Source organism: Flavobacteriales bacterium (assembly GCA_016715895.1).
Lineage (GTDB): Bacteria > Bacteroidota > Bacteroidia > Flavobacteriales_F > PHOS-HE28 > PHOS-HE28.
In genome coordinates, this window is the sequence record JADJXH010000004.1 from 1138679 (window position 1) to 1159753 (window position 21075).

Annotated in this window: 29 protein-coding genes; 18 read left to right on the plus strand and 11 right to left on the minus strand. The window is 63.6% G+C overall.

Features of this window, described 5'->3' with window-relative positions; all coding sequences use genetic code 11:
• Positions 1–15 precede the first annotated feature (15 nt).
• Positions 16–1287 (plus strand): cyanophycinase, encoded by a 1272-nt coding sequence (locus IPM49_13460; GenBank protein MBK9275528.1) that lies wholly within the window; start codon positions 16–18, stop codon positions 1285–1287.
• Between the two features lie 44 nt (positions 1288–1331).
• Here the strand turns inward: IPM49_13460 and IPM49_13465 are convergent, their stop codons facing one another.
• The 3 genes from IPM49_13465 to IPM49_13475 are packed head-to-tail and all read right to left on the minus strand — an operon-like array spanning position 1332 to position 2220.
• Positions 1332–1604, minus strand: coding sequence for a hypothetical protein (locus tag IPM49_13465; protein MBK9275529.1), 273 nt, complete (start codon positions 1602–1604; stop codon positions 1332–1334).
• Between the two features lie 3 nt (positions 1605–1607).
• Positions 1608–1940, minus strand: coding sequence for a type II toxin-antitoxin system RelE/ParE family toxin (locus tag IPM49_13470; GenBank protein MBK9275530.1), 333 nt, complete (start codon positions 1938–1940; stop codon positions 1608–1610).
• Entirely contained in the window at positions 1930–2220 is a 291-nt protein-coding gene (locus tag IPM49_13475) for a hypothetical protein (protein ID MBK9275531.1), read from the minus strand. Before IPM49_13475 ends, IPM49_13470 begins: the two co-directional genes overlap by 11 nt.
• Positions 2221–2297: 77 nt before the next feature.
• Between IPM49_13475 and IPM49_13480 the strand changes: the two genes are divergently transcribed.
• From IPM49_13480 to IPM49_13490, 3 genes are all read left to right on the plus strand, one after another.
• Positions 2298–3755: an aldehyde dehydrogenase family protein gene (locus tag IPM49_13480; GenBank protein ID MBK9275532.1), complete on the plus strand. Its 1458-nt coding sequence runs from the start codon at positions 2298–2300 to the stop codon at positions 3753–3755.
• 321 nt (positions 3756–4076) lie between these two features.
• Positions 4077–5135, plus strand: a complete 1059-nt coding sequence (locus IPM49_13485) for a hypothetical protein (GenBank protein ID MBK9275533.1) — start codon at positions 4077–4079, stop codon at positions 5133–5135.
• 244 nt (positions 5136–5379) lie between these two features.
• Entirely contained in the window at positions 5380–6450 is a 1071-nt protein-coding gene (locus tag IPM49_13490; GenBank protein MBK9275534.1) for an IS3 family transposase, read from the plus strand.
• 25 nt (positions 6451–6475) lie between these two features.
• Here the strand turns inward: IPM49_13490 and IPM49_13495 are convergent, their stop codons facing one another.
• The gene (locus tag IPM49_13495) at positions 6476–7153 is read right to left on the minus strand and encodes a hypothetical protein (protein MBK9275535.1); all 678 of its coding nucleotides are present in this window, start codon (positions 7151–7153) and stop codon (positions 6476–6478) included.
• 126 nt (positions 7154–7279) lie between these two features.
• On the opposite strand from IPM49_13495, the gene IPM49_13500 reads away from it, so the two are divergent.
• The 5 genes from IPM49_13500 to IPM49_13520 all read left to right on the plus strand — a co-directional run bounded on the left by IPM49_13500 (position 7280) and on the right by IPM49_13520 (position 9385).
• Positions 7280–7525 (plus strand): addiction module protein, encoded by a 246-nt coding sequence (locus tag IPM49_13500; GenBank protein MBK9275536.1) that lies wholly within the window; start codon positions 7280–7282, stop codon positions 7523–7525.
• Complete coding sequence (locus IPM49_13505; GenBank protein MBK9275537.1) at positions 7522–7818, plus strand: type II toxin-antitoxin system RelE/ParE family toxin; 297 nt, start codon at positions 7522–7524, stop codon at positions 7816–7818. Before IPM49_13500 ends, IPM49_13505 begins: the two co-directional genes overlap by 4 nt.
• 15 nt (positions 7819–7833) lie before the next feature.
• Complete coding sequence (locus IPM49_13510) at positions 7834–8214, plus strand: DUF2200 domain-containing protein (GenBank protein ID MBK9275538.1); 381 nt, start codon at positions 7834–7836, stop codon at positions 8212–8214.
• Positions 8214–8804, plus strand: coding sequence for a Crp/Fnr family transcriptional regulator (locus tag IPM49_13515; GenBank protein MBK9275539.1), 591 nt, complete (start codon positions 8214–8216; stop codon positions 8802–8804). The genes IPM49_13510 and IPM49_13515 overlap by 1 nt, the downstream gene beginning before the upstream one ends.
• 92 nt (positions 8805–8896) lie before the next feature.
• Positions 8897–9385 carry an SgcJ/EcaC family oxidoreductase gene (locus IPM49_13520; protein MBK9275540.1) on the plus strand — a complete coding sequence of 163 codons (489 nt, stop codon included), beginning with the start codon at positions 8897–8899 and terminating at the stop codon, positions 9383–9385.
• 71 nt (positions 9386–9456) lie between these two features.
• Here the strand turns inward: IPM49_13520 and IPM49_13525 are convergent, their stop codons facing one another.
• The 4 genes from IPM49_13525 to IPM49_13540 all read right to left on the minus strand — a co-directional run bounded on the left by IPM49_13525 (position 9457) and on the right by IPM49_13540 (position 11059).
• On the minus strand, positions 9457–10080 hold the full coding sequence (locus IPM49_13525) for a methyltransferase domain-containing protein (GenBank protein MBK9275541.1): 624 nt from the start codon (positions 10078–10080) through the stop codon (positions 9457–9459).
• 158 nt (positions 10081–10238) lie between these two features.
• On the minus strand, positions 10239–10478 hold the full coding sequence (locus IPM49_13530; GenBank protein MBK9275542.1) for a type II toxin-antitoxin system HicA family toxin: 240 nt from the start codon (positions 10476–10478) through the stop codon (positions 10239–10241).
• Entirely contained in the window at positions 10475–10681 is a 207-nt protein-coding gene (locus IPM49_13535; protein MBK9275543.1) for a 2-oxoisovalerate dehydrogenase, read from the minus strand. The genes IPM49_13530 and IPM49_13535 overlap by 4 nt, the downstream gene beginning before the upstream one ends.
• 21 nt (positions 10682–10702) lie before the next feature.
• Positions 10703–11059, minus strand: coding sequence for a VOC family protein (locus tag IPM49_13540; protein ID MBK9275544.1), 357 nt, complete (start codon positions 11057–11059; stop codon positions 10703–10705).
• Positions 11060–11164: 105 nt separating this feature from the next.
• On the opposite strand from IPM49_13540, the gene IPM49_13545 reads away from it, so the two are divergent.
• Positions 11165–11566, plus strand: coding sequence for a hypothetical protein (locus IPM49_13545; GenBank protein ID MBK9275545.1), 402 nt, complete (start codon positions 11165–11167; stop codon positions 11564–11566).
• A 45-nt stretch (positions 11567–11611) separates the two neighbouring features.
• Here the strand turns inward: IPM49_13545 and IPM49_13550 are convergent, their stop codons facing one another.
• The gene (locus tag IPM49_13550; protein ID MBK9275546.1) at positions 11612–12022 is read right to left on the minus strand and encodes a helix-turn-helix transcriptional regulator; all 411 of its coding nucleotides are present in this window, start codon (positions 12020–12022) and stop codon (positions 11612–11614) included.
• 153 nt (positions 12023–12175) lie between these two features.
• Here IPM49_13550 and IPM49_13555 point away from each other — a divergent pair, with 153 nt between their 5' ends.
• The 3 genes from IPM49_13555 to IPM49_13565 all read left to right on the plus strand — a co-directional run bounded on the left by IPM49_13555 (position 12176) and on the right by IPM49_13565 (position 14275).
• The gene (locus tag IPM49_13555; GenBank protein MBK9275547.1) at positions 12176–12874 is read left to right on the plus strand and encodes an NAD(P)-binding domain-containing protein; all 699 of its coding nucleotides are present in this window, start codon (positions 12176–12178) and stop codon (positions 12872–12874) included.
• A gap of 141 nt (positions 12875–13015) precedes the next feature.
• Positions 13016–13936: an aldehyde dehydrogenase family protein gene (locus IPM49_13560; protein MBK9275548.1), complete on the plus strand. Its 921-nt coding sequence runs from the start codon at positions 13016–13018 to the stop codon at positions 13934–13936.
• A 3-nt stretch (positions 13937–13939) separates the two neighbouring features.
• A complete protein-coding gene (locus IPM49_13565; GenBank protein ID MBK9275549.1) occupies positions 13940–14275 on the plus strand; it encodes a tRNA-binding protein in 336 nt (111 codons plus the stop codon).
• On the opposite strand, the gene IPM49_13570 is transcribed toward IPM49_13565, so the two are convergent.
• Entirely contained in the window at positions 14276–15301 is a 1026-nt protein-coding gene (locus IPM49_13570; GenBank protein ID MBK9275550.1) for a T9SS type A sorting domain-containing protein, read from the minus strand. It abuts the gene before it with no gap.
• A gap of 105 nt (positions 15302–15406) precedes the next feature.
• Between IPM49_13570 and IPM49_13575 the strand changes: the two genes are divergently transcribed.
• Positions 15407–16735: a hypothetical protein gene (locus tag IPM49_13575; protein MBK9275551.1), complete on the plus strand. Its 1329-nt coding sequence runs from the start codon at positions 15407–15409 to the stop codon at positions 16733–16735.
• Positions 16736–16772: 37 nt separating this feature from the next.
• Positions 16773–17201, plus strand: coding sequence for a DedA family protein (locus IPM49_13580; GenBank protein ID MBK9275552.1), 429 nt, complete (start codon positions 16773–16775; stop codon positions 17199–17201).
• Positions 17202–17205: 4 nt separating this feature from the next.
• Here IPM49_13580 and IPM49_13585 read toward each other — a convergent pair whose 3' ends face one another.
• Entirely contained in the window at positions 17206–17958 is a 753-nt protein-coding gene (locus tag IPM49_13585) for a TIGR00730 family Rossman fold protein (protein ID MBK9275553.1), read from the minus strand.
• 59 nt (positions 17959–18017) lie between these two features.
• On the opposite strand from IPM49_13585, the gene IPM49_13590 reads away from it, so the two are divergent.
• The 3 genes from IPM49_13590 (at position 18018) to IPM49_13600 (ending at position 21063) form a co-directional block, all read left to right on the plus strand.
• The gene (locus tag IPM49_13590; protein ID MBK9275554.1) at positions 18018–19259 is read left to right on the plus strand and encodes a hypothetical protein; all 1242 of its coding nucleotides are present in this window, start codon (positions 18018–18020) and stop codon (positions 19257–19259) included.
• Between the two features lie 141 nt (positions 19260–19400).
• Positions 19401–19706, plus strand: a complete 306-nt coding sequence (locus tag IPM49_13595) for a hypothetical protein (protein MBK9275555.1) — start codon at positions 19401–19403, stop codon at positions 19704–19706.
• 187 nt (positions 19707–19893) lie between these two features.
• A complete protein-coding gene (locus IPM49_13600) occupies positions 19894–21063 on the plus strand; it encodes an efflux RND transporter periplasmic adaptor subunit (GenBank protein ID MBK9275556.1) in 1170 nt (389 codons plus the stop codon).
• Positions 21064–21075: the final 12 nt, after the last annotated feature.

Genomic DNA, 21075 nt, shown 5'->3' on the forward strand with positions numbered 1-21075 from the left:
CGCGATCTTCGCGACATGCGCACCCTGTTCGCTTCGTTGCTCCTCGCCCCGCTGGCCTCCCTCGCCCAGGGCTACACCAGCTACTTCACCGGCAGCACCACCGATGTGGTCACTGCGCCGCAGGGCGGGCTCTGCCTCATGGGTGGCGCCACTGAGAGCGATCCGGCGATGGTGTGGTTCCTGCAGCGCGCGGCGGGTGGCGATGTGCTGGTGCTGCGCGCCTCGGGGAGCGACGGGTACAACGACTACTTCTACACCGACCTGGGCGTACCCGTGAACTCGGTGGAGACCATCGTGTTCAGCAACGCATCGGCCTCCAGCGATCCATACGTGCACCAGCGCATCCAGCAGGCCGAGGCCATCTGGTTCGCCGGTGGCGACCAGTGGAACTACGTGAGCTATTGGCAGAACACGCCCGTGGACAGCCTCGTGCGCGCGGCCATCGCGCAGCGCAACATCGTCATCGGCGGCACCAGCGCGGGCATGGCCATCCTGGCGGGCTACCGCTTCACCGCGCAGAACGGCTCGGTCACCAGCCAGGCTGCGCTCAACAACCCTTACGCCGTCAACGTCACGCTCGACGGCAACCCCTTCATGGGCGCGCCCGGCATGGACGCGGTGGTCACCGATACGCACTTCGACAACCCCGACCGGCGCGGACGCCTGCTCACTTTCATCGCACGCTCCTACACCGATGCCGGAACGCCGGTGCTGGGCATCGCCTGTGAGGAGTATGTGGCCGTGTGCATCGGCGATGACGGCATCGCGCACGTGTACGGCGATCATCCGGCCTACGACGACTTCGAGTGGTTCGTGCAGGCCAGTTGCGACGTGCCACTGCCGCCCGAGACCTGCATGGCCGGCTTGCCGCTCACCTGGGACCATGGCGGGCTGGCGGTGAAGGCCTGCAAGGTTCCGGGCACCACCACCGGCGCCAACACCTTCGACCTTAACGATCGCCGCAGCACCGTGGGCGGCACCTGGGAGCACTGGAGCGCGAACGCGGGTGTGCTTTCCGCTGTGCCGGGCGTGGCGCCCTCGTGCACCGTGGGGCTGGTGGAGGCCCCCGGCCCCTCTTGGGCCTGCGTGCCCACCGAACAGGGTGCCCGGCTCACCGGTTTGCCGGCCGACGCGGTGATCGAGCTCTTCGATGCCACGGGTCGCGCCGTGCCGTTCACCGCACAGCGCGCGCAGGAGGCGGCGCTGCTGAACTGGTCGCGTGCGGGCCTTGTGTTGGTGCGGGTGCGTGATGGGGCGACGCAACGCGTGTTCCGGGTGATGCGATAGGCGACCCGCTGGCCGGGAGGGTGGCGCGTAGTGAACGGGGGCCGTTAGGGGCGCCTGCTGCGATGCAATGCATACACCGTCTCCGCGATGGTGAACGCGTCCGTCATGGTCTCCATCATCCACGGGGCGTCGATGACCTCCTCGCGGTCGGGCCCGTACACCTGCCACCTCCACTTCTTCCGGTCCATCTTCTCCACCCGGAGCATGTAGCCATCTTCCGTGGTGGCCACGAAGTCGTCGTCAACGGGCGTGGCATCCTGAGCACCGGAGGTGGTGCGCCACGTGACCGGCACGAAGGGGTTTGGGCGGATCGACATGGATCAGCCCGCTTCCGCCAGCAGGATCAGGTGGTCCCGTTCCCGTTCCGTGATGTTCTCCTTCTCGCTCTTGTCGTACATGGTCAACAGCACCACCACCTTGTTGACCACGCGCACGTAGGTGATAACACGCGCCCCACCGCTCTTGCCCTTGCCCTTGGAGCCGATCGCCATGCGCACCTTGTAGCAGCCACGGCCGATGGGTGTGCCGATGAACGCATCCTGCGCGAGTTCTTCGCCAAGCGCGGCCACGTCATCTTTCAGGGAGCGGTACTTCTTCGAGAGCCGCTTCAACTCACGGATGAATGCGGGCGAGGGGATCACCCTATAGCTCATCGAGCACTTCCTTCAGGGTCTTCAGTTTCCTTTTTCCGGAGAAGTGGTCCTTCGCCGCCTCGAAGGCCTCGGTCAGGTCCTTCATGAAACGCTTCTCGGCTGCGGTGGCCGGCTTGCGTTTCCGGGCGGTGGGTGCCTTGCGCTTCGCGGAAGACTTGCGTGCCGCGCGTTTGGGTTTGGCAGGGTCGCGCTCCACCTCGATGCCCTTGATGCCCTCAAGCAGTTCCTCGACCTTCTTCTCCTGTTTCGGGTCGGTGATGTGGACGATATAGCGCAGCATGGCACCACGAAGGTAAGCAGGCGCGGGTCCTATCTTCGCTCACCGCCTTTGCCGTTCCGGCTTGGGCGGACGAAGCAATGGCAACCAAGAAGAAGCCCCTCGACTGGACCCTCGCCCCCGCCCCAGAGTCCAAGGACCACGTCAAGATCTCCGAGCAATACGAGCTCTTCATCAACGGCAAGTGGGTGAGGCCGAAGTCGGGGAAGTACTTCGACACCATCAACCCCGCCAACGAGCAGAAGCTCGCGCGCATCGCCGAGGGCAATGATGCCGACGTGGACGCCGCCGTGAAGGCCGCCCGCACCGCCTACGACACCGTGTGGTCGAAGATGCCCGCCGCCGAACGCGCCAAGTACATCTACCGCATCGCGCGCCTGTTGCAGGAGAAGGCCCGCGAGTTCGCCGTCATCGAAAGCATGGACGGCGGCAAGGCCATCCGCGAAAGCCGCGACGTGGACGTGCCGCTTGCCGCCGCGCACTTCTTCTACTACGCCGGTTGGGCCGACAAGCTCAAGTACGCCTTCCCCGGCAAGACCGTAACGCCGCTCGGCGTCGCGGGGCAGGTCATCCCCTGGAACTTCCCGCTGCTCATGGCCGCGTGGAAGCTCGCGCCCGCACTCGCCTGCGGCAACACCGTGGTGCTGAAGCCCGCCGAGACCACGCCGCTCACTGCGCTCACCCTCGCGAGCATCCTGCAGGAAGCCGAACTCCCCGATGGTGTCGTCAACATCGTCACCGGCGCGGGGGCCACGGGCGCGGCGGTGGTCAACCATCCCGATGTGAACAAGGTCGCCTTCACCGGCAGCACCGGCGTGGGCAAGCTCATCCAGCGCGCCACGGCGGGCAGCGGCAAGAAGCTCACCCTCGAGCTCGGCGGCAAGGCGGCCAACATCATCTTCGCCGACGCCACCATCGACCAGGCCGTCGAAGGCATCATCAACGGCATCTACTTCAACCAGGGCCACGTGTGCTGCGCCGGCAGCCGCCTCTTCGTGGAGGAGGCCGTGTACGACGAAGTGATCCGCAAGCTCAAGCACCGCATGCGCTCGCTCGTCGTGGGCGATCCGCTCGACAAGAACACCGACATCGGCGCCATCAACTCGCGCGAACAACTGACAACCATCAACCGCTACCTGAAGGCAGGCGTGAGCGACGGAGCGGAGATGTATCAATCAGCCTGCGACATTCCTTCGAAGGGCTTCTGGTGCCGCCCCACGCTCTTCCTCAACGTGGCGCAGAGCGCGCGCATCGCGCAGGAGGAGATCTTCGGTCCCGTGCTCGCCGTGCAGACCTTCCGCACCGTGGACGAGGTGATCCAGAAGGCCAACAACACCCCCTACGGCCTCAGCGCCGGCGTGTGGACGGACAAAGGCAGCAAGATCTTCAACCTCACGAGCAAGTTGCGCGCGGGCGTCATCTGGGCCAACACCTACAACAAGTTCGATCCCACCTCACCCTTCGGCGGGTATAAGGAAAGCGGGTATGGACGGGAAGGTGGGGTGCATGGGTTGGGGGCGTACTTAAATCTCAACTGATGCGAGGTGTGAGGGGTGAGTGCGGAGGTGTGGGGTGTGAGGTAGCAAGTACTTCACAACTCACGGCTCACACTTCACACCTCACCATTCTGGTTGGGGGCGTACTTGGATCTCAATTGATCCACAGATGGCGCAGATGACACAGATGCTTGATCACAGGGCACGTGTCACGCTGAGCGGAGTCGAAGCGTGGGCGTGCCCCTCGCAAAAGCCTCGGGTCGGGCTATCCGCAGTAGTCCGCCCCCTCGCAAAGCCTCGGGGTGCGGGCTACTTGCTCCTATCCCTCACGCAAGATAGGTGCTTCACCTCTACATTAGACACATGGAGCAGAAGGATTGGCAGGTGCGCCATATGCGCTATGTCTTCATGGATATTGTCCAATTCACCAAAGGCCGCACCAGCGACGATCAGGTCGTTGTGGTGCGCGCATTGAACAATATTGTTCGTCGCGCGCTGCTCGATCTGGACGTTCGTGAAGAGGACCAGATTTTACTTCCCACAGGCGATGGAATGTGTGTTTGCCTTTACTCCAATGAGAGCAGTCCAAATGACTTGCATCTTAGACTCGCGGTGCGGATCCTAGGAGGAGTCAAGGAATTCAGCCATAGCAACGACCCACTTCCTCAGCACGGCTTCATAATCCGGATTGGGGTTGACGATCACAACGATTGCATCATTAAGGACATCAATGGAAATGTGAACGTGGCCGGAGTGGGAATTAGCCGGTGCCAGCGGATAATGGACAAAGCTAGAGGCGGTAATGTGCTGCTGAGTCGCAAGGCCTATGAGTCTCTACCAGATGAGCAAAGAGCATCCGGCCATTTCAGCCGATGGAGCTTCAAGACGAAGCACCAAGACGTACTTGAGGCATACGTTTATACCGATCCCAATGTCCTTGGTTTGAATACGGCAGTCCCTGACGACCTCTCTGCAATTCACGATGATCAGAGTGTTCCGGCGCCACTTGAAGAGGACTTTGCTTTTGCGATTCCCACAAGCGGATTCACCGCAAGGGACAGCTTCACGCAAGTGGAAATAGGAAGTGATTCAACGATTGAGTTCGTGATGAGCAGGCTTGAGCCCAACCAGGCCTATGTCTTCTACTTCCACTTCCGAACCGACCTCAACGAACAAGGTTGGATTGGATTCTGCACTCCGCCGAAATACGGTCGGTTTTGGACAGACGCCGAACGAACCGACGTCATTACAGCTAATAAGGGACCTAATCGGGAGATGAGCATTTGGTGGCTAGTCAAAGAGCGGTGGCCAGAGTTCAAGGGTAAACCCGTTGAGATTAACAGACTACGAATACGAGGTGATGACGACAACAAGTCGATTGTTCAGGTCAACGTCGACCTCAGACGGATTAGGGTCATTTGAACTTGTGCCGAAGGTCAAAGTCTGGTAACACAAGCTCCCTCCATGCCCCGCCTTCTCGTCCACAGCTTCACCATCTCGCTCGCCCGTTCCGCCGCCCTCAGCTAATCCCAGTCCCGGTGCGGGTGTAAGCTTCCCCATTGTTCGGCCAGGTGATAGTGGAGGTCAGGCGGTTTTCCCCGGCCCCTTCAAAGGCCTGGGGAAAACCGGCTGACCGGTCGGGGGCTACCTTCAACCGATCGTAGCCATGAGAAAGACCAAGTTCACCGAGCATCAGATCGTCGCGATGCTCAAGCAGCATGAGGCTGGTGCCAAGGTGGCCGACATCTGTCGGGAACACGGCATCAGCAACGCCACGTTCTACCAGTGGAAGGCGAAGTATGGCGGCATGGATGCCAGCCAGCTCAAGCTGGTGAAGGAACTCCAAGAGGAGAACAGCCGCCTGAAACGCATGTATGCGGAGCTGAGCATGATGCACGACTCCCTCAAGCAGGTGGTGGAAAAGAAGTGGGGGTCTGACGAGAAGCGCGAGATCGTGCAGGCCCTTATCACCGAGCATGGACACACCCAGCGGCAAGCGTGCCGCATGGTGGGTCTTGCTCGCAGTACCGCGCAATACCGCAAGCATCCGCCCGACGACACGATGGTGATCGGCGCATTGGACGACCTGGTGACCAAGCATCCGGCCATTGGGGTGTGGCAGTGCCATCACCGCATACGCTTGATGGGTCATGTGTGGAACTTCAAACGTGTCTACCGGGTGTACACCGGCATGGGGCTCAACATCCGTCGGCGGACCAAGAAGCGCCTGCCTGCACGCGTGAAACAGGCCTTGTTCCAGCCACAGGCCCCCGACCAGGTATGGAGCATCGACTTCATGCACGACACCTTGTGGGATGGCCGCACCTACCGCATGCTCAACGTCCTGGACGACTACAACCGCGAAGTGCTGGCCATGGAAGTGGACACTTCTTTGCCTGCCTTGCGTGTGATCCGCGTGCTTGAACGCCTGAAGGAACAACGCTCACTGCCGGCCATGATCCGCGTGGACAACGGGCCGGAGTTCATCAGTGCCAAGCTTGACCACTGGTGCCGAGAGCACAAGATCACCCTCACCTACATCCAGCCCGGCAAGCCCACCCAGAACGCTTACGTGGAGCGTCTCAATGGCAGCATACGCCGTGAGCTCCTCGGCGCCTACGTCTTCCGCACACTCGAAGAAGTGCGCTTGCGCACCACCGAGTGGATGTACGACTACAACCATCTTCGGCCTCACAAAGCACTCGGTTACCGGCCACCTGTGCTCATCCATCCCTAACAACAAATGCCCCTGAGACCTCCAGTTATCGCTGGCCCGACTTCAGGGGAAGCTTACACGCGGGCTTCATCGCCTCTTCCACGAAGCGATCCAGCGTTCCGTAGAGCCACGTTCTCGGGAAGTCAGGTAGGCGTTCACGCTTGCCGGAATACGTCAGATGAACGATGGCCACGCGTCCATCCGAAAGCGCGAACAGCACATCATCACGGTCCTGGCGTCGTGCGATCACGGTAAGGATGGCACCGGTCAGCACATGGCCCTTCGGTAGTTCCCGCTGGAGCTCCGCCAGCAAGCTGCGGCGTACGGCCGGGTCATCCACCGGGTGCCATGGCACGAGCCATTCCACGGCGGGGCGTTCATGCACTTCTTCACATACATCCGTGGCGAACAGAAAGGAACGTTCAGGTTCCAGGAAGCGTGGTGCATGGGTCCGCCACCAGTCCGCTGCTTCCGGTGCATGGGTGGCCAGCAATTCCAAGGAGGTCTTCGCGTCCACCACGTATCCGGTCGCACGCTTGGCCCGTCCGGTGAGGATGCCGAGCAGCACCCCCAGCCACGTGCGTGGGCCGGTAAGCACGCCCACGCCAAGTCGCGTTTGCGGTCCGGCGTAGCGCTCGTGAACCGGTAGCACCAGTCCCACCCACGCCTGGCGGATGTGTTCCGGTGCCTCGCCCGGTGGCGTGCGGGTGATGCGGATGTGCATGGGCACGGCGCGCGGTTCGTTCAAAAGTACCCGACGCGGTCAACGCAAGCGATGGGGCATCTCGTTGATGGTCATGGGGGCACATCCTGGTTCACCCGCCTTAACTTCGTCTTACACGCCGCTTCCATGTCCACGGAATCCCTCAAACTCCAACTGATCGAGCGCCTGCTGCGCACCACCGATGAAGGTCTACTGAAGAAGGTGGCCGATCTGTTCCGTTCGGAGGCTGAAGCCGATGAGGACGGCCTCACCGACGAGCACTACAACATCGTGAAGGAGCGCGAGGCGGAGTACTTACGCGGCGAGGGGAAGAGCTACACCTGGGAAGAGGTGAAGGCCATGCTACGGGCAGGCAAGGGGCGCGAGGCATGAGCCTGAAGTTGGAATGGCGCGACCGGGCCATCCACGAAGCCCAGGATGCCTTTGACTGGTATGAAGCGCAAGCACCAGGGACCGGTGAGCGTCTGATCACAGAGATCGATGCTCATGTTGTTGATCTTCTCGCTCATGCGCAGGGTTATCCCATGTGGCGTGGGCCGTTCAAGAAGATCAACCTGAAGCGCTTTCCGTACGTGATCGTGTTCCGGATCATGAAGGATGCGGTGATCATCTACAGTGTGTTCCACAGCAAGCGTAACCCCAGCCGCTGGGGAGAGCGACGCTGAGCCAAGCAGATCGCCATGAACAACGAACGCGTCTTCCAGATGCCCTTCGCCAGCGTGTACTGCGCCTTCGCGAAGCCTTCGGCGAAGCAAGGCCCGCACTACGTGGCCAAGGTGGCGAAGAAGGGCCGCACGGTGGAGGAGCTGCACCAGGTCATCGCGTGGCTCACGGGCTACGATGAGCAGGCACTTCAGCAGATCATCGCCGACCAGACCGACTTCGCCACCTTCTTCGCCAAGGCGCGCATGAACCCGAACGCGGGCATGATCACTGGTGTGATCTGCGGCTACCGCGTGGAGGAGATCGAGGACCCCCTCATGCAGCAGATCCGCTACCTGGACAAGCTGGTGGATGAACTGGCGAAGGGTAAGAAAATGGAGTCGATCTTGCGGAAGTGATGACCGACCCGCAAGAGGTTCTCTGCGCACACTTCGACCGCTACCTGGCCTTGGATGAGGCTGAACGGAAGGCACTGAAGGAGCGCAGCCGCGTGCGCCGGTTGAAGAGGCGCGGCTTTCTCCTGCAGGAGGGCGAGGTATGCCGGTCCTACGCCTCTGTGGTGGAGGGCTGCCTGCGCATGTACGAGATGGATGCGAAGGGCGTGGAGCACAACCTGCAGTTCGCGCAGGAGAACGAGTGGATCGTGGACATCGGCAGCTTCCACGCGGAGAAGCCGAGCAGCCTCTTCATCGAAGCGCTGGAACCGAGCGTGGTGGTGTGCATCGACCACGCCGACCTGCTGCGCCTCTACACCGAGCACCCCAAGTTCGACCGCAACTTCCGGGTGATCATCGAGGATCAGTTCGTGGAGCTGCAGCAACGCATGCTCCGGCGGAACGCGTCCAGCGCGGAGCAACGCTATGCGCACTTCGTGGAGCAGCATCCGAAGCTAGCCGTACGGGTGCCCAACGTGCACATCGCCTCCTACTTGGGGGTGACCCCGGAGTTCCTGAGCCGCCTGCGGGCGAAGACCACCAAGCCGTCCTGATCACTTGATCTGGATCAAGATCATTTCTTGATCGGGGCCATGGGCCGGACCCATCGGTCCAAGGAACCTTTGTGCCGCAACGATCCGATCCGATGAAGCACAAGCTCCTCCTCACCCTGCCGGTCGCGCTGCTGCTCGGCTGCCAGGCACCCGAACACAAGACCACCGAACCTGATAACACTCCCACGACCATGAGCACCACCAACCACCAGAACGCGATCAAGGAACTGCTCTTCGCCTACCGCGATGCGCTGAACGCCTCCAGCACCGACCAGGTGATCCCCTTGTACACCACGGATGGCGTGTTCATGCCCACGGGTTTCCCAACAGCGATCGGGACGGAGCAGGTACGGCAGGCCTACGACGGTGTGTTCGCCAACATCAAGCTGAACATCGAGTTCTTCATCGACGAGGTGGAGGTGGACGGCGATCATGCCTTCGCGCGCACCAAATCACGCGGCACCACGCTCATCCACGCCACGGGTGCCACCGTGCCCGAGGAGAACCGGGAGCTGTTCGTGCTTCAACGCACCGATGGCAACTGGAAGATCGCGCGGTACATGTTCAACAAGATGAAGTGATGGCGTGCAGGCTGCTGGCTGATCATCTTGTTGGACTGGAGAAGTGGTAGGCGAGGATCGCGGCAATGGACTCACGTTTTCCGGACCGCCTGGATCACCGCATCCACACCTGAGCCTGCCTCGCGGCGCGGACGATCTTCAGCAGCAACCAAAGTCCAGCGATCTGGATCGAGCGCAGCTAACGCCTCTTCCACCGATACCTGCACCTGCCCGGCTGCTGGTGTCGGTGCCCCGGAGGCGGGATCGATGGGGCGGTGCCCGACCAACAGCAATGTTCCGCCCGGCGCCACTCCTGCGGCCAAGCGATGCACGAGTTCTTCCACGGAGACGGCCACATGGACATACAAGCAGACCACCAGGTCATAGCGGTTGCTCTCAGGCATCCATTCGCCCAGATCACCTTGGACCCATTCAACGCGCCCGGCGACCTCAGGCCCCAAGGCTTCGGCTGCGGAGCGAGCGTGCGTCAATGCCGTGGCCGAAAAATCCACGGCGGTCACATTCCAGCCATGGGCCGCGAGCCAAAGGGATTCGGTACCATGCCCGCAACCGGCATCCAGCACGCGGCCGGCAGGGAGCTTGGCTGCGACGCTCAGGAAATGCGCGTTCGGTGGACGATGCGCAAGGACGTGGGCGTGTTCTTGCACCGCCTTGTTCCAGAGCCTTTCCCAATGTTCGCGGTCGTATACCGGCATGTTCTCAACTGCTGATTTGATAGTTCCTTCCATTGGCTGTTCACCCTTTCGGCTCCCACAGCTCGATCTTGTTCCCTTCGGCATCGTACACCCACGCGAAGCGGTCGTAGTCCTGGTCTTGGCGCTTGCGGTCGAAGCGATCACGACCCAGTGGGGCTTCAGAAGAGCAAAGTCAGCAACTCTTCACGCGTCATCTGGTGGTGCGCAGCGATGTCGCTCAGGATGCCGGACAACGTACCGACCTTGATCGGCCGATGGTCCGGAATGGTGACGTGGTGCGTCCCGTTGAGTGAGGTGGTCAACCGGATATGGCTTCCTCTCTGTCGGGTCACCTCGTAACCCAGCTTGCCCAGTGCCTTTATCAGTTCCTGTCCCGTGAGATCGCGCGGGATCCTCATGCGGCGATCACGATCTCTTTCACCATGTGCAGGCGGATCACCTTGGGCATTTGATCGGCCTCGAAGTGCGTGGCCACGGCATCCTTCACGTTCGCTTTCAGCTGCTCCAGGTCATCACCATCCGTGAAGATGGAATGGTCCAGCGCGCGGGCCTCGTAGCCACCTTCCGGCGACTCTTCCACAACGAAGATGATCTCCTTCATGCCCACGAAGTTAGGCACGGGTTATTTCGGCTCCCACAATTCGATCTTGTTCCCCTCCGGGTCGTACACCCACGCGAAGCGGCCGTAGTCCTCGTCCATGCGCTTGGGGTCGATGCGCACGCCGGCCGCCTCGAGCTTCTGCAGCAGACCATCGATGTCCTGCACACGCAGGTTCAGCATGAACTGCTGTTCGTCGCTCCCGAAGTAGTCGGTGTCCTTCTTGAACGGCGAGAACACCGTGGGCCCGGCATCCTGCTGCCAGATCCAGCCGTGCGACTCGTCGTTGATGCCGAAGTGGTCGTTGTACCACTTGGCCAGGGCCTTGTGGTCGTTGGCGCGGAAGAAGAGGCCGCCGATGCCGGTGACGTGTCGGGACATGGGACTGCTGTTGGTACTGCCAAGGTAGGCCAACATGTGCAGCCGGTTCCCGGATGTAGGTTTGTCAGGGAAGAGGGTCCGCGTATCCAAAGGCCCCCGCATTCCATGGAAAAGCGCAGCAAAGACCAGCCTTGGAAATTGAGGACCCCGCCGGGCACGTCCGAGTACACCATGCACGTGGAGGAGAAGGACGGCAGGGAAGTGCTCGTATGCACAGTGGGCAAGACCGTGCTGCTGTATGACATCCGTTGCATCAATGACCTGCACGCCATGCTGAAGAAGCACGGCGACTGGATGGAGCTCGGTGGCGCCGATGAACAGAAGCCCGCAAGAGAGGGCACCGTGGAAGCCTGTGGACGCAGCGAGAAGAACCCGGTGAAAGGCTGGTACGGCCTGAAGAAGGGGCTGCGGGGCCGCTTTGGCGTTTACCTGCCGCCCTTGATGGAAGCGCTTGGCCTGGCCGAACTGACGCACGAGGCCAAGGGGAACCGGATGCGTGCGAAATAGCGGCGGCCGACGCTCGACAGCTTTCTTGCACGTGCGGCGCAGGCACTACACGCGCAACGACTGCCGCGCCTTCTTCTTCACCGGCCGCACCACCTTCTCGATGGTACCGTACTTCTTCCCCATCATGCGGCCCCATGCGGCGATCTCCTCCAGCAGGGGCAGCAGCGTGCGGCCATGCGCCGTCAGTTCGTATTCCACGCGCGGCGGAACCTCGGGGTAAACCGTGCGGCGCACGAGGCCGTCCTGCTCCAGCTGGCGCAACTGCATGGAGAGCATCTTCTCGGTGATGCCCGGGATCAGCCGGCGCAGCTCGCTGAAGCGCTTCTTGTCCTTGCGGAGGTACCACAGCACGATGGTCTTCCACTTGCCGCCGACCAGCTCCATGGTCACGTCCAACGCGCAGTGGTAGAGCTGTTCGTTCATCCGGATCCGGTACTCGTCGCCGTCGATGATCATGATCGTTGAAAAAATGATGTCGGTCCGGTGCCCCTTCCACGCCCCAAGGCCGTTGCCGGCGGTAGGCACTATCCTTTGTGATAGTACTTGTGGAAAGTATATGGACCCGCCATGTTTGCAGTGGCTAAGAAAAGGAAACCAACCCACATTCCCATGAAGATCGGTGTATTCGGAACGGGGGTGGTCGCACAGACCATCGCCGAGAAACTGGACAGCCTGGGGCACACGGTGGTGCTCGGCACACGCAGCGTGGAGCAGAGCATGGCCCGGGCGGACAAGGACGGCTTCGGGCGACCCCCGCTGAAGGACTGGCTGGCCGCGCACCCCACGGTGAAGCTCGGCACCTTCGCCGAGGCGGCCGCGCACGGCGAGCTGCTGGTGAACGCCACCAGCGGGCACGGCTCCATGGAGGCGCTGAAGCACGCCGGCGAGGCGCACCTCAGCGGCAAGGTGATGCTGGACATCGCCAATCCGCTCGACTTCTCGAAGGGCTTTCCCCCGAGCCTCTCGGTGTGCAACACGGACTCGCTGGGCGAGCAGCTGCAGCGCGCCTTCCCGCAGCTCAAGGTGGTGAAGGGCCTCAACACGCTCACCTGCTTCCTGATGGTGGCCCCGCGCCTGCTGCCGGAGGAGCATCACATGTTCCTCTGCGGCAACGATGCCGGCGCCAAGAGCGAGGTGCGTGCCCTGCTGCGTTCCTTCGGCTGGACCGATGCGGAGATGATCGACCTGGGCGACATCACCATGGCGCGCGGCACCGAGCAGCTGCTGCCGATCTGGGTACGGCTGTACGGCACCCTGCAGGACGCCATGTTCAACTTCCGCGTGGTGCGCATGGCGAAACAAGCGTGACCCTTGTGGTGCAGGTCGTGATGCGGTGATCGACAGGCCGTAGCTTTGGCTTCGCAAGCGAACCCGATGGCCAAGACCCTTTCCAAGCCCGCATCTGTAAAGGCTGACCTCAACGGCCACCCCTCGAACGGTTCAGCCAAGATGGCGGATGTGTCCGCAAAGGCCGGCACGGTCAAGGCTGGGCGCCTCCCGGTGATGAAGACCTACAAGATCTTCATCGGGGGCAAGTTCCCGCGCACCGAGAGCGGCCGCTACTACCAGCCCAAGGGGACGGATGGCAAGCCGCTGGCCAACGTGTGCCGCAGCAGCCGCAAGGACGTGCGCGATGCCGTGGTCGCCGCGCGCGGGGCCGTGGGTGGCTGGGCTGGACGCAGCGCCTTCAACCGCGGGCAGATCCTCTACCGCATCGGCGAGATGCTCGAGGGCCGTAGCGCACAGTTCGCGCATGAGCTGGTGCTGCACGGCGCCACGCCCAAGCAGGCCGAGGCCGAGGTGGCCGCCGCCATCGACCGTTGGGTGCATTACGCGGGCTGGTGCGACAAGTACCAGGCGCTCTTCAGCAGCGTGAACCCCACGAACACCAGCCACTTCAACTTCAGTGTGTACGAACCCACCGGTGTGGTGGGCATCCAGTGCGCGGGGAGCAACGGCCTGCTGGAGCTGGTGAGCCTGACCGCCCCGGTGATCGCCGGCGGCAACACGTGCGTGGTGGTGGCCAGCGAGAAGCACCCGCTGGCGGCCGTCACCTTCACCGAGGTGCTCGCCACTAGCGACCTGCCCGGCGGCGTGGTGAACCTGATGACCGGCTTCCGCAGTGAGCTCCTCAAACCGCTCGTGGCGCACATGGACATCAACGCCGTGGTGGTGGCTGATGCGTCGAAGGAGGAGCGCACGATGCTCGACCAGGAGGCCACCTGCAACTTGAAGCGGGTGGTGTACCCGAAGGTGAAGGACTGGATGAGCGAAGAAGCGCAGTCTCCCTACGCCATCCTCGACACCCAGGAGGTGAAGACCACCTGGCATCCGATCGAGAAGGGGCCGGGCGGGGGTGGGGGCTATTGAGCCATGCAGCCCCTTACCTGGCCCGACTTCGAAAAGGTCCACCTCTTTGTGGGCACCGTGCTCGCTGCAGAGGACCTGCCCAATGCCCGCAAGCCGGCTTATGTGCTCACGATCGACTTCGGTCCGCACGGGGTGAAGCGCAGCAGCGCACAGATCACCAGGCACTATACCAAGGAGGAATTGATCGGACGCCAGGTGGTGGCGGTGATCAACTTCCCGCCGAAGCAGATCGGCAGCGTGATGAGCGAGTGCCTCGTCACGGGCTTCCCCGACGCGAACGGCGACATCGTGCTCACGGCGGTGGAGCGCCCGCTGCCGAACGGGGCGCGTTTGGCCTGATCAGCGCATTACCTGAAAGCGAGCTGCAGAGGTTCCGACCTTGACGGTGTAGGTGCCGGGTGCCCAGTCCGCAACGTTCACCGTACTGCGATCCTTGTTCAGGGTGCCGGTCGCGACCGGCTTCCCATGGGCATCGAACACCGTGTATGGCTGTGCAGCACCTGCCGTCAAGTGCAGGGTCACCGCATCGCTCGCTGGTGAAGGATGCACGCGCACTTCCTTCGCCTCTTCCCGTGCGAAGATCGCGGTGTTCAGGTCGAAGGCGTAGGTGAAGATGGTCTGATAGGCGAAGGCGCTGCCACCCTGCCGGTTGGCCACCAGATGGAGGAACCCACCGTCGTAATGCATACCCTGCGGCCGCTGGTCGTTGTCGATGGGCGTGTCCGGCAGCTCGATCCAGCCCAGGTCCTGCTCGTTGGAGAGGTCGTATGCGTAAATGCGTTCCTGGTCGCCGTTCAGGTTGTCCGTGACATAGAGGAGCGTGTCGCCCTTGAGCGCGATGCCGTAGGGTTGTTCGCCCTGGAGCGGCACGGTATCCATCGGGGCGGGGTCGCCCGGCACCCACTTGTAGGCGTAGGCGAACGGATAGGTGTTGAAGTCGGGGAAGTACATGGTGTACCACACGGCATTGCCATCGGCCTCCAGGTCGCCGATGCCGGAGGAGGGGCCGCCGATGACGTTCGGGAAGGTCCAGGAGCCCAGCAGGTCGCCTGCCAGGTCGATCTCGTAGAGGCCGGCGCCGTTGGTGGTGTAGTCCTCGGCGATGAGGTACGAGGTGGGACGGCGGATCAGGCCGTGGTTGAAGTTGAAGGGGGTGGTGAGCTCCCCGAGGATGACCCCGTTGTGGTCGCTGAAGCGGATGTTCCCCGTGAGGTCGCTGCCCAGGAAGATGGTGTCCGTGGTGACATGGATGCCCCAGACGCCGGTGCCCTGGCCGGGGTAGGGGATGCTGTCGACCAGCACCTGGCCCCGAGCGATCGGCAACAGGAGGAAGAGAGGGAACGTGAGGATGAGCGGACGTAGCATGATCGATGGAGTGGAACGTGAAGGTAGCCAGTTCGCTCATGCACAGATCCCGAACCCTGTTCGGGCGGTCGGCGTATACCGCGCACACGACCGGTACACGAAGCCATGATCCGTTCCTTCCTCACGCTCACCTGCAGCATCACGCTGCTGCACCTGCATGCCCAGGTGCCGGCGAACGGCCGCCGCATCGGCTACCTGATGAACACGGCCGAGGACGGGAACATGGGCGCGGCCCTGGGTCTGGCGGAGGCGGCCTGTGTGGAAGGCGCGCACAAGACCATCCTGTGGTCCGCCGTTCAGCCGGCCATCGGGACCTGGGATGCGGGGCAGCTGATGGCCCTGGACATGCTGAACCTGCAGTCGGCGGTGCAGAGTGTGCCGCGCTCGCTGCAGATCGCCGTCACCAACACGGCGCGCAACGAGGTGCCGGCCGAACTGAACGGGTATCCCTACGACCATCCCGCCATGGTGGCGGCGTTCACGGTCTTTCTGGACACGCTCTTCGCCCACATTCCCGACATGCCCCTGGTGTACCTGAACATCGGCATGGAGAGCGACATCATGTGGGGCGGCGAAGCGTTGCAGTACCAGCGGTTCGGAGCCTTCCTGGCGCAGGTGATCCCGCACGCGAAACAGCGGTACCAGGCCCTGCACGGCACGGACCTGAGCGTGGGCACCACCATGACGTGGGCGGGCCTCACCAACCCGGTGAGCGCTACGCTGTGCCAGGGGCTGAACGCACCGCTCGACCACATCAGCCTCACGTACTATGGCGTGGTGTTCGGGTTCACGGTGAAGCCGCCCGCCCAGGTGATCGCGGACTTCGATGCCCTGATGACCCTGTACCCAGGGACCAAGCCGGTGATGGTGCAGGAGTGCGGTTACCCGACGAGCCCGTTCAACGCGAGCAGCGAAGCGTTGCAGAGCGAGTTCATCAGCGCGATGTTCACGGCGTGGGACGACCACTGGAACCGGATCCCCTACCTCTCGGTGAGCATGTTGACGGATGTGGACAGCACCACGGCCCTGGACCTGGCGGCTTACTATGGCCTGACCACCACGCCGTACGTGGAGTTCCACCGCACGCTGGGCTTGCGCACGTGGCCGGGGAGCGGCGCGTTGAAGCCGGCCTACGAGACGCTGCTGTGCGAGCTGCGCGATCGCGGTTTCTGCACCACCACATGCACGGCCTCGCTGCCGGAGGTGCCCGACGCGGACGAGCCGCTGTTCCACCTGATCCTGGACCGTACGGCCGGTACGGTGCGCGTGCAGGTGGAGCGCGGTCCTGTGCGCCGGGTGTCGGTGCACGCCGTTGACGGGCGCATGGTGGCCCGGGGTCGCAGCGGGGAACCGCTGTCGATCGAGGGCCTCTCGCCGGGCGTGCATGTGCTGCGCGTGGAGGGGCTGGGGGCGCGCCGGTTCGTGCTCGACTGAGCCGATCGCCGTTCTTCGCGGCATGGAGCTGGGACCGATGTGGGAAAGCCTGGGGCTGCCGGGCCTGTTCCTGGCAAGCTTCCTGGCGGCCACCATCCTGCCCTTCAGCAGTGAGGCGCTGCTGGCGGCCATGGCGTTGGGCCCGTGGTCGTGGACGGCCCTCTGGCTGACGGCGAGCATCGGCAATACGCTCGGTGGGGTGAGCAGCTATGCGCTCGGGCGCCTGGGCCGTCGGTTCACTGCGCGGGGCGTTTCCGCGGGGGATCGCGATGCGGCATGGGTGGTGCGGACGCGGCGCTGGGGGCCTTGGGCGGCCCTGCTCACCTGGCTGCCCGTGGTGGGCGATGCCATCGCGGTGGCCTTGGGCGTGGTGCGTGCACCGTGGGTGCCCACCGGCGTGCTCATGTTCGTGGGCAAGGCGGCACGCTATGCGGTGCTGCTGGGGGCGCTGCGGTCGGTCGTGTGAGCGCTCAGGCGCGACGGCCGTTCACCCGCTCCTCCAGGAACCACCACTTGGGGGCGTCCTGCCGTTTCCTGGCCTGTTGCCACATCACCACCAACCGGTCCTGGAGCAGGTCGGTGGCCTCCTCCACACTGTCGGCCACGAAGACGAACTCGAGTTCCTTGCGGCCGATGGTCCCCTCCGCCACCATGCGGTCGATCTGGGCCAGCAGGGGCCCCCAGTAGTCGCGGCCGTAGAGCAGGATGGGGAAGTCCTTCACCTTGCCGGTCTGGATGAGGGTGATGGTCTCGAAGAGCTCATCGACCGTGCCGGCGCCCCCGGGCATCACCACGAAGCAGATGCTGTACTTCACCAGCAGCACCTTGCGCACGAAGAAGCGTTCGAAGGTGAGGCTGACATCGAGATAGGGGTTGGCCTTCTGTTCGTGGGGCAGCACGATGTTGCAGCCGATGCTGCGGGCCCCCACATCGCGGGCACCCCGGTTCGCGGCCTCCATGATGCCGGGCCCCCCGCCGGTCATGATGCTGAAGCCCACACGCCCGATGCGCCGGGCCAGTTCGCGGGCCGCCTCGTAGTAGGGATGATCCTCCTGGAAGCGGGCGCTGCCGAAGAAGGTGACGCAGGGCCCCACGAAGTGCAGCTTGCGGAAGCCGCGGATGAACTCGCGCAGGATCGAGACCACGCTCCTGAACTCCCGCCACCGCGAGCGCGGTCCCTCCAGAAAGCGCAGGTCGATGTGCTTGGGGTCCTGGGGGGGCATGGCCGGCGAAGGTAGCCCTGTGGGAAGCTGTGCTATGTTCACGCCCTCATTCACCGCACATGCGCCACACGACCCTCGCCTTCACCCTCCTCGCCACCCTGCCGTTGATCGCCCAGCCCCAGCTCGACAACCCCGGCTTCGAGGCTTGGCAGAACGTGGGTACCGGCACCGAGGAGCCCACGGAATGGAGCTCGGTGAAGACCAGCGATGGCGGTACGCTCATCAACAACCTCGCGCCCCAGATGGTGTGGCAGAGCAACGATGCGCACAGCGGGTCGTATTCGGTGAACATCCGCACGGTGTCGTCCTTTCTGGGGCCGGCCACGGGGCTGCTCACCAACGGCCGCGTGCACGCCGAGCTTCAGGTGGAGAACAGCTATGTGTTCACCGACACGCTCAACGCGGACTGGAGCACGCCCTGCGCCTCGCGGCCCGACAGCCTGATCGGCTGGTACAAGTACACCCCGCAGCCGGGCGACCAGGCGGTGATCGGGGTGCTGATGCATGTGGATGATGCCCGGCTGCCGGCCTTCGGAACGGAGTTGAACTGGGTGGGCGGGGCTGATTGGACCTCGCCGAGCGCGACCGTGGGCGCGTGGACGCGTTTCGCGACGCCCTTCGTGTACACCGACAATCGTGAACCGGAACACATCCTGATGATCATGACCAGCGGGGACAGCACCTCAAGCCAGGTGGGCACGGAGGTCTGGTTCGATGACCTGGCGCTCATCTACAACCTGGCCGCCGTGCCGGATGCGGCGGTGGCCACCGTGACGGCGCAGGACGGGTTCGACCTGAACGTGGCGTACAGCACCGGCGGCGTGCCCACATCCGCCTTGGACTTCACGGCCGAGCTGAGCGATGCGAACGGCGATTTCAGCGCCCCGGTGGCCATCGGCACGCTTAATAGCGACCAGCCGACGGGCGTCATCGCCTGCACCATTCCTGCCGGCACGGTGCCGGGTACCGGATATCGGATCCGCGTCACCACGCCCTCGCCCTACTATGCACCGGTGGATTCGGGCATCGTGGTGGAGGTGAGCACGGGCCTGGCCGCCGCCGGCACCGCGGACGGCCTGAGCGCATGGTGCGATGCCGGAGGGGTGTGGCTGGACCTGCGCGCGAGCGTGCTGCAGGGTGCCCGCTACGAGGTGCTGGATGCGCGGGGAGCCCTGCTGGCCGAAGGCCTGCCGGTGCCCACTTCGCTGACGCACATCGCCCTGGACACCCGCGCAGGCATGGTGCTGGTCCGTGTGATCCACGCGGACGGTGCGGCTTCGATGCGCTTGGTGCGGCCCTGATCGGTGAGGCCCGAAGGCGGTGCCCGCGTGGGCGATGTGCGTACCTGGTCACGGCTTCCCGGCCGTTGAAATGATAATGAACTGTTAACGGCGCAGCGCCAGGAAGGGCGGTGCGGTAGATTCGCGGCCGATCGCGTCGATATGGCCCGCCAACCCCGGATGAACCTGCTGATCGCCTGCATCGTGTTGCTGGCGATGCAGTTCATCCACCCGCCCGCTGCACGGGCCGGTCATGGGGCGCCCATGACGGAGTTGAGCCTCCCCTTGGCGGAGGATGCGTTCGGCGACACCGATCCGGAGGATCCCCTGGGGGCCGAAGGGGCCCTGGTCCTTGCACTTCTGGCGGGGCACTGGTCGGATGGACCCATCGCACCGCGGTCGAGCGACGCGGACAGGCCGGGTTGCGCGCTGCTCCCGGTCGCGGGACTGCAGCCTTCGGCACCCTGATCCCCCTGTTCCGGCCGTGAGCCGGTCCTGGTGCGATGCGTGAGCCGCGCGCACCATGCACGCACCCCGTGTGGCCTGCTTCCACCGCGTGCGCTCCGCATCGCATCGGTCCCGTGGCGTGCGCCTTCCGCACCTCCTTTCGTTCAACGATCACGATCCTCCCATCATGTTGCATGTCTTCGGCCCCATGGGCCCAGCTGTCGCCCTTCGGGGAACCCGGGACCACGGGCTCCCCCTGTTCCCTCTCGCTGTGCGGCGGTCGGTCGCGCACGCCTCCCTCCTGCTGCTGATCGGTTGCGTTCCGCTCCTGGTGGGATGCGGAGGTCATGCGGAGCATCGAGCGCACGAGGGGCACGCGCAGGGCCGCTATCCGGCCACCACCCCCTTGTTCACGGATACGGTGGTCCAGAAGGACTACGTGTGCCAGGTCCATTCCATCCAGCACATCGAGGTGAGGGCACTGGAGAAGGGTTACCTGCAGGACATCCTGGTGGACGAGGGCCAGTTGGTGCGGGAGGGTCAGGTGATGTTCCGGATCAGGCCGGTGCTGTACCAGGCCGAGGTGCAACGGGCCCAGGCGGAGGCCGAGTTCGCCCGCATCGAGTACCGCAACACGCAGGTGCTGGCGGACAGCAACGTGGTATCACCCAATGAGCTGGCCCTGGCCAGGGCCCGGTACGACAAGGCGCTGGCCGAGCTGAACGCGGCCCAGGCGCATCTCGGCTTCACGGAGATCACCGCACCCTTCGCCGGCATCGTAGGTCGATTCCATGTGAGGAAGGGCAGTTTGCTGGATGAAGGCGAGCTGCTCACGGAGCTCTCGGACAACAGTGAGATGTGGGTCTACTTCAACGTGCCGGAGTCCGAGTACCTGGAGTACAGGAAGCGCTCCCTGGCCGGCACCGGCACGAAGGTGGGCCTGTTGATGGCCAATGGCGAGCGCTTCGATCAGGAGGGCGAGATCACCGCCATCGAGAGCGACTTCAACAACACCACGGGCAACATCGCCTTCCGGGCCACCTTCCGCAACCCGCAGGGATTGCTGCGGCACGGGGAGACGGGCAACATCCTGATGGACTCCCGGCTGAAGGGCGTGCTGCTCATCCCGCAGAAGGCCACCTTCGAAGTGCTTGACCACCGCTACGTGTTCAAGCTGGAGGAGGACGGCACGCTGCGCACCACGCGGATCGAGGTGGGGCCGGAACTGCAGCACCTCTTTGTGGTGGAGAAGGGCCTGACCAAGGACGACCGCTTCCTGCTGGAAGGCCTGCGCAAGGTGAAGGACGGCGACAAGCTCGAATGCGAGCTGCTCGCCCCGGATTCGGTGGTCAAGCACCTGGACCTGTACGCCGAGTGACCGGCCGGTAAT